The organism is Weizmannia sp. CD-2023 (assembly GCF_036225245.1).
In the GTDB taxonomy this organism is placed as follows: Bacteria; Bacillota; Bacilli; order Bacillales; family Bacillaceae_C; genus Weizmannia; species Weizmannia faecalis.
Map to the genome: position 1 here is coordinate 1 of NZ_JARTJQ010000080.1, position 8,256 is coordinate 8,256.

Sequence of the window (8,256 nt, forward strand, 5' to 3'; positions counted from 1 at the left end):
ATCTAACTCTTCAAATATTTCCCCAACCCATTGTGTAAAAGCCTTCTGCATCAGAAGTTTAAGCTGTTCTTCAAATTCGATAAGACTCTTTGTATCCTTTAATAATCCAGCAATTATTGATATAATATCCATGGGAAGACTCTCTCTCTAGATGTTCATCTTGAAGTGTACAATTAGATGATAGAGCGTCTTCCCATTTTTTTCCACTCATCTGCCCCGTCGAGTAAAATTTTACACATACAAAAACCGTCTGTTATTCCCGTAATGTATTTTATTCATCTGGATGCAGCAGGCAAAAATCAGGGAGTGCAAGCACGGCTTTCACTCCCCTCCTGTATCATTTTTTAATTGTAAACTCCCCAATCTCCCTCTCCAGTTCCTCCGTGAGGGTGAACAGTTTTTCTGTGTAGCGGGAGAGTTCGCCGGCTGAGGCGGCTTGTTCTTCCATGGAAGATGAGATTTCTTCTGAAGCGGCAGCGGTTTGCTGGGAAACAGCGGAGAGGTCTTCAATCATTTGGACAACGGCATCTTTTTGTTCCCCGATCGAGCGGATCGATGCAGCTTCCTGTTTAATTGAGCTGAGCATCTTCTCCAATCCTTCGGCCAAAACGGCAATTGAAGTGCTCACGGAGTTGACCGCTTTTCTCTGCCCGGTGCTGATTTCATTCGTTTCCTCCATGACGTCCACTAGTTCTTTCATGTCTTGGAGCACGTCCGCAATCGTCGCCCGAATATCTTTTGCCGACTGTTTCGACTGCTCGGCCAGGTTGCGCACTTCATTGGCGACAACGGCAAAGCCTTTTCCGTTTTCACCGGCACGCGCCGCTTCAATCGAGGCATTTAATGACAATAAATTCGTCTGTTCAGCGATTTGCGTGATCACATCCGCGACTTGTGCGATTGATTTCGATTTTTCATTCAGCCCGGCCATCATCGATGTGACTCTTTCAAAAGCCTGTTCCAGTTTTTGATAAGAGGCTTCAAGATTATCGACCTGTTTCGTACCGGATTGGATCTCTGTTCCTGCTTGATCCACCGCATTTTCAATGACCTGCGATTGTGCGGCGAGCTTTTCGATTTCACCGCCCAAATCGCGCATTGCATTTGATCCGGTTTCAATATGATCGGACTGGTTGGCTGCGCCTGCCGCAATTTCTTCCACTGCCTTAGAAACATCCGTCACAGCCACTTCATTTTCTTTTGTTACCGTACGAAGGCCGGCAGCCGCTTTGTTGACGTTATCGACACTGTCGCTTACTTTTGCAATCAGGCTGCGCATATTGTGAAGCATGGCATTGTAACTTTTAGCCAGTTCCCCGATTTCATCATTGGATCGGAACGCAAACGCTGTAACCAGATCCCCTTCCGCCGTTTTTGCCAGCACTTGCTGTAGGTCTTTGATAATATGAACGAGCCGGCCGGCAATCAATACAGCAAAGACAATGCCGATCAAAAGCCCGATGCCGATTGAAAGCAGTCCCATCTTCTTTATTTTGCCAATCTGAGCGCTGAATTCGGACTGCGGGTTAAAAGAGGCTACTTTCCAGCCGGTTTTCGGGATCGTTGTGGCATAGACATCATATCCTGCCCCGTTCCAGTGAAAAGTTGCGGTCGCTGTCTTTTGACGATAAATCTTCTCGACAAAAGCAAAATCTTTGTCAAGCCGGGTGCTGCTTTCAAAGTCTTTTACCCCTTCTACTTTTCCGCTGTTTGCCGGCTTGGCATTTTTCCCATCGCCGTTTTTTAAAAACGACGTCACGATCACGCCCTTTGCATCGAAAATCGCAAGTTTGTTGTTTGAATCGCGTTCGATGTTTGTCCGGATCTTGCCCATTTCGGATAAATTGATGTCATACCCGACGGCGCCTGCCATCTTTCCGCCCGAAAAAACCGGCGCGACAACGGACGTCATAATGGCGCCTGTCACCTTGTCTTTGTAAATATCCATCCACTGCAGTTGCGGCTTTTTCTGCAAATAGCGGTATGTATTCGTATTGCGCACGTCCAGATCAAGCTTCGCATCCGGGGAAATATGGAGTTTTCCGGTCTCGAAATCCATATAATAAGCGGAAACGAGTTGCTTGTTCCGTGTCTGGACCGATTTGATTTCGGCTTCAATATCCTGCATCTTGTTCTTCCGCTGGAGATCCGTTTCGACAAGGCCTGCCAGCTCGTCAAGCGAGGTTTCGTATTTTGCAAGCCCTGCTTCCACCTGCGATGCCGCTTCGTTTGCAACCATTTGATTGACATCACGGTTTTTCGTTTTTAACAGATGGCTTGTAGTGGCATATTCCAGTCCAACCGTTGCCAAAATGGATATCAACATGGCGGCGCAAATCAGGCCGCCCCATTTGACGGTAAGCGGAATGAATTTCTTTTGCTTTTTCAATGTTGTCTCCCCTTTGATGTACGTTCTCACTTATTAGGTATCGGAACCATTCCGCAAAAGCTTTAGGCAGGGGCTAGAATTCGTTGTTTTTAAAAGTTTTTGATATTGGGGGCTGGCCTGTCCTCAGGAGCAAAGCCGAAACGTAAGGCATCTATAGCGACGGAACATGATTCATTTTGCAGAAAAAAACGGCAGAGCATGCCCCTGCCGTTTTTTTGCCTGCTATTCGCCGTACTGCGCTGCGAGCCGGTTCAATGCCTTGTGCAATTTTTCATATACCACTTCCTTCTCCGTCCGGAAATCTTCCCCTTCCCGGAAAAAAACCGGCGTGCCTGTAACAAGCAATCGTTTCGTCTTGCTGGCGTACAAAGGGACAAACTGGACGTGGCGGCCGGTTTCTTTGTAAAAATATTTTTCCAAATACAGGAAACCCTCGTACATCCCTTTTACACCCGCCGCGTTGTCTGTGTAGTCAATATCGGGATAAATGGCGATGCTCTCCCCGTTCTTTAACGCTTCGACGCTTTCCTGAAACGTCCGGATGATTTTGCGCGAGCTCCGGAAAACGGGAATGCCTCTCCCGGATTTCAGCAGCTTTGTGATCATGAATGAGAGAAAAAAGGCGGCCGGGTTCGCCAAAGCCCGCGGAAAGCCGAATCTTTTTGTGAACGTGTAATCGGCGTATTGCCTGCTGCAAGATTTGCGGTCAAGAAAAACGTGCAAAATCCAGGTGCGGATAAATTCCGGATACCAAAGCAATGTAACAAACGGGCCGAATAAATTGCGATGGTGTGAAACATAAACGGCAGGTCCGGCAATTTTCCCGAAAATTTGCGCTTTGTAAGACGGATAAACGAAACGCACAAGTTGGCGCACTGATTTAAAAAATAGTCCGTAACCTTTAGCCATGGCGCCTCTCCCCTGCCAGTTGCCCATATTCCGGGTAGCCGGAAAAAATTTCCCAATGAAGCTGGAGCTGGTAGAAGAAAAGGGCAAGAAAAAGGCTTGCAATCGTTTTTGCCAGCACGGGATCAAATTGAAGCAGACCGGATCCGGCTTCGATTAATAAGAAAGAGACCACGATGAACAACAGGCATGCCATCAAGTACCGGACTAAAAATCGTTTCCATTTTAAAAGCCTGTATTTGACCATAAGAAAGGCGGCAAAGGCAACCACCTGTGAGGCAGCAGTGGCCGCGAGCACTTTCCATACATGCGGAATCCCTGCCAGAACATACCGGTATAAAAGCGAGAAACTGAGCATATCTGCGATTAAAAAGATCAGTGCGGGAAAAGCATAATAAAAAAGCCCGGATATGATTTTACGGAAGATTTTCAACGAATCTTTAACCGGCCGGTAATGGGTACCTTCGTTGCGGTTAAAATAAATGGTGCGGATCGGCACTTCCCGGATTTTTACGTTCATTTTTCTTGCATAAATGAGCATGTTCATTTCATACTCAAACCGTTCGCCTTTCAGCGCCAGCAGCCAGCCGAGCTCCTGCTTCGGGATGCCGCGCAAGCCTGTCTGCGTATCGCCGATCTCTGCGCCGTACAGGGCTTTAAAGAGAAAGCTTGTCAAACGATTGCCGAACCGGCTTTTGGGCGGGACATGCTCCAGGCTAAAATCCCGTGCGCCGAGAATGATGCTGTGCGGATGTTGCCGGAGGCTTGCTGCCATTTTTTCAACATCTTCCGGACTGTGCTGGCCGTCACAATCTGCTGTGACCACACCGGAAAGGCTGCCGTGATGCGCCAAAATATGGGCAAAAGCTGTTTTCAGCGCACGCCCCTTCCCGCGGTTCGCCGGATGATGGAGCACGGTGCATCTCTCTTTTTGCGACAGCATCTGAAAAATCGGCGCACATGCCGGGCTGCTTCCATCGTCCACGACAATAATCCGCGCCGCTCCTTTTGCCAACAGGCGATCGGCATAATGGACGAGCTGCGCTTCCGGATTCAGTGCCGGAATGACAACTGCGACATTTCCGATCATATCATCCAACCCCCTTTTAAACCAATCTGTCTAGAAAAATATCCTATTTTCATATTACATGGAAAAGAGGAGAAAAACAAAGAACCGGCATTGTTCCGGTGCAGGGAAACGGCCGTTTTTCCGAACGCCAATGCCTTACTCTTAAACGGCAGCGCGTGCCCGTTTGCCCCGAGAAAATGCTCAATCGAATGGTCCCCGGCTTCCTTTTTACTCCATTCGCAAATGCTTTTCCGACAAAGTCCAGGTGCTCTTTTTCAGTAACTTCCCGGCGAGTGTTTTCCCCCGCCTGTTTGTTACAAACGGTTGAAGAACGGGTAAACTACTGTCGTATTCCATCGGAGAGGAGTAAATGAAGATGAGATTGAAAGATAAAATAGCGATTGTAACCGGCGGCGGGTCCGGCATCGGGGAAGCGTCCGCCTTGAAACTTGCTGCAGAAGGCGCAAAAGTTTGCGTAATGGATATTGAACAGAAACGGGCGGATGAGGTCAAAAGACGGATTGAACAAAATGGCGGGGAAGCGATGGCTTTGGAAGTCGATGTCACTGATCCGGAACAGGTGAAAACGGCTGTTGACAAGACAGTCAGGGAATGGGACCGGCTTGATATCGTATTCTCGAATGCCGGCATTAACGGGACCGTGGCACCGATTGAAGACTTGACCCCGGATGACTGGGAAAAAACGTTGTCGACCAATTTAAAAGGGACTTTTCTCCTCACAAAATATGCCATCCCGCATATGAAAAATAGGGGCGGCAGTATCATCATCACGAGCTCGATCAACGGCAACCGCATTTTTTCGAACATCGGCATGTCCGCTTACAGCAGTTCAAAAGCCGGGCAGGTAGCGTTTATGAAAATGGCAGCTTTGGAACTTGCCCGCTATAAAATCCGGGTCAATGCCGTTTGCCCGGGAGCGATTGAAACAAAAATTGAGCAAAATACGAACCGTACGGAAGAACTGGAAAAGGTGCAAATTCCGATTGAATTTCCTGAAGGCGACCAGCCGCTTTCCGGAAGGCCGGGAAAACCGGAAGAAGTTGCCGATCTTGTTTTGTTCCTTGCATCGGACGATTCCAGCCATATCAGCGGCACAGACATCTATATCGACGGGACGGAATCGCTGCTGCGGGGATAAATGGATTTTTCACACCAGCTGGCGGGCCTACGGGGTCCTAGCGTTTGCCGGGTGAATCCGGTTCGCTCGGCTATTCCATAACGGTTGCTTTGAAAAAGTGAAAGGCTGGATAAAATCATTTAAAAGACGGTAACGTTCTCCATGTCCGCCGCCTTTTTTTGCGTTTTTTAAAACGGGTACAAGAGGAACACAGTGCTTGTAATCGTACTCCGCAAACTACGATATAGGGCTTACTGAATACATAAAATTTCTATATTTGATAAGGATGTTGACAGCTTCGGCAGAAATTGGAAATAGCTTGCACCTGAAAGCTGATTCAACGTATAGAGAAGACAGAATCGCCTTTTCGAAGACGGATTCTTCTATTTTTTGAGACATAACTTGCTTGCTGACAAATTGGGTACAAACTTAGAATCGGATTCGTTCAGCAAGCCCTAACAGAGACGACCTATATGTTAGGGAAGAGCCTCGTTTTTACTTGCTTCCTTAACATAGACAGGCTTTATGTGAAGAAAGGCCGTCGTTTTTCTTCACTTCCTTAATCTATAGACGACCTATATGTAAGGAAGACCTTTATTTTTCCGCGCTTCCTTAACCTAGACAGGCTCTATGTGAAGAAAGGCCGTCGTTTTTCTTCACTTTCTTAACGTAGACGACCTATATGTTAAGGAAGACCTTCATTTTTCCGCGCTTCCTTAACGTAGACGCGCCCTATGTAAAGAAAGGCCTGCGTTTTTCCACGCTTACTTCACATAGACAGGCTTTATGCGAAGAAAGGCCTGCGTTTTCCACGCTTACTTTACATAGGGCTTACTGAACAGAGCGGCCACATTTTGTTCATTTATATAGTCGGTTTTTTAAAACGGGTACAAGAGGAACGTCAACACGGCGGTGAGGATGCCCGTTATGATCCCGAAAAATACTTCCGCCGGTTTATGCCCTAAAAGTTCTTTCAGTTTCTGCCGGGATTCGGCATTTTTCAGCCCCGGGTCTTTCATTGTATCGAGAAGCCGGGAGAAATCTGCAAGCAGCTGGTTCAGCACTTCTGCATGAAAACCAGCCTGCCTGCGCACACCGGTGGCATCGTAAATGACAATGGATGAAAACACGATGCTGATGGCAAAGGCATTGGAACCGAATCCGGAAGTCAGCCCGATCGCCGTTGTAAGGGCAATGACCATCGAGGTATGCGAACTGGGCATTCCGCCTGTACTGAACGCCATTCTCCAGTCAAATTTCCCTGATGTGATGAAATGAATGGGCACTTTTATGATTTGTGCTACAAGCATTCCAAGTAAAGCGGATAAAATCGGATACGATAAAAACATTTTTCCTCCTTCATGAAAAAAACTATTTTTTTCTGTCCGGCTGTGTACGCTGCGATGATGATCATGCAAGAGCCGCCCGGTTAATTGAAAAAAGCGGCAATGGGCTTTCGGCATTTTCTTTTAACACCATTTGGCTGAGCATCTCTCCGACACTGCTTGCAAATTTAAAGCCGTGTCCTGAAAATCCTGCGGCTATGGCCACATTGGGATATACAGGATGGGTATCGATGATGAAATGTTCATCCGGCGTATTGGTGTACAAGCATACTTTTCCCTTTTTTAAGCGGCCGGCTGCCCCCCGCATGTATGTTTTCAAAAAGGCCCGGATATCTCCTTCGTCTTCACGGTATGCGCCAAATTCCCGGTTCATTGTATCAGGGTCTGCCGCCTGCCCGCCGTCATGGCGCCCGACTTTCACGCCGCTTCCATTAAAACTTGGAAAACCGTAGTATGTTCCTTCGTATCCGTCCATTGTAAAAGCCGGAAACACATCTGCATTGAACAGCGCTTCGTCCGCTTCAAACCAGCCGACCGTTTTCCGGACCGGCTGAAGCGGCAAATTGAGCCCTAAGTTTTCAAGCAATTTCCCGTTCCACGCACCGCCGCTGACAATGCATTTTTCAGCGGTGAATGTGCCGGTTTCTGTTACAACGGTGACAGTTTGTCCGTCGGTTTTCAAATCTGTAACCCGGGTATTGGCAAGCAAGCGCGCACCTTTTGCTTCCGCCAGTTTACGGTAGGCGCGGATACAATTTTCGGGAAACAGGACGCCGGCATCCGGTTCATAAATGGCCTGGAAGCCAGCGGGAAGTGAAATGCCAGGCCAGCGTTTTTCCACTTCCGCACCGGTCATCATTTTAATCGGGAGGTTGTATGTATTTGCGCTTTCGATTGCTTCGTTTAAAAAGGCCGCATGATCCTCCGGGCTGAAACTGAGGACGCCGGTCTTGGCAAAAATCTTTTCTCCGGATGCCTTTTCCAGTTCATCCCAAAGCGTTTGCGCCCGCAACACGAGCGGCACGTAATCCCGTCCTTCCCCGTAGGCATGGCGGATGATTCTCGTTTCGCCGTGGTGGCTGCCGGATGTATGCGGCGGGTCAAAAGCATCCAGCAAAAGCGTTTTTACACCTTGCCTTGCCAGAAAATAACCGGCTGCCATTCCCATTGAACCGGCACCAACGACAATAACATCGTAATGTTTCTCCATTGTATTCCCTCCCTCGTATAATAAGTTTAAATCCAAAGTGGATGTCAATTTCCAGTTCATTCTGCTGCTCATTGACAAGTGAATATAAGATTTTGTATTCCGGGCTCGCCCGGCATACAAGTTCGGACTTGGACGCTTCGCGAGGGTCCCGGATAATGGGCGTAGGATCGTTTGGGTCAATGCTTCCCCTCCTTGTAG

General features: G+C 48.0%; 6 protein-coding genes. 1 reads left to right on the forward strand and 5 read right to left on the reverse strand.

Features of this window, described 5'->3' with window-relative positions:
- Positions 1–337: 337 nt before the first annotated feature.
- From P9687_RS11885 to P9687_RS11895, 3 genes are all read right to left on the reverse strand, one after another.
- Positions 338–2,389 (reverse strand): methyl-accepting chemotaxis protein, encoded by a 2,052-nt coding sequence (locus P9687_RS11885; RefSeq protein WP_061577760.1) that lies wholly within the window; start codon positions 2,387–2,389, stop codon positions 338–340.
- A 222-nt stretch (positions 2,390–2,611) separates the two neighbouring features.
- Positions 2,612–3,298 (reverse strand): hypothetical protein, encoded by a 687-nt coding sequence (locus P9687_RS11890; protein ID WP_061577761.1) that lies wholly within the window; start codon positions 3,296–3,298, stop codon positions 2,612–2,614.
- Complete coding sequence (locus P9687_RS11895; protein ID WP_026685160.1) at positions 3,291–4,385, reverse strand: glycosyltransferase family 2 protein; 1,095 nt, start codon at positions 4,383–4,385, stop codon at positions 3,291–3,293. The genes P9687_RS11890 and P9687_RS11895 overlap by 8 nt, the downstream gene beginning before the upstream one ends.
- A 355-nt stretch (positions 4,386–4,740) precedes the next feature.
- Between P9687_RS11895 and P9687_RS11900 the strand changes: the two genes are divergently transcribed.
- Positions 4,741–5,523: an SDR family oxidoreductase gene (locus P9687_RS11900; protein ID WP_035190809.1), complete on the forward strand. Its 783-nt coding sequence runs from the start codon at positions 4,741–4,743 to the stop codon at positions 5,521–5,523.
- Between the two features lie 857 nt (positions 5,524–6,380).
- Here the strand turns inward: P9687_RS11900 and P9687_RS11905 are convergent.
- Both P9687_RS11905 and solA read right to left on the reverse strand, forming a co-directional pair.
- A complete protein-coding gene (locus P9687_RS11905) occupies positions 6,381–6,851 on the reverse strand; it encodes a divergent PAP2 family protein (RefSeq protein WP_061577762.1) in 471 nt (156 codons plus the stop codon).
- Between the two features lie 61 nt (positions 6,852–6,912).
- Positions 6,913–8,058 carry an N-methyl-L-tryptophan oxidase gene (gene solA, locus P9687_RS11910; protein WP_014097583.1) on the reverse strand — a complete coding sequence of 382 codons (1,146 nt, stop codon included), beginning with the start codon at positions 8,056–8,058 and terminating at the stop codon, positions 6,913–6,915.
- Between the last annotated feature and the right edge of the window lie 198 nt (positions 8,059–8,256).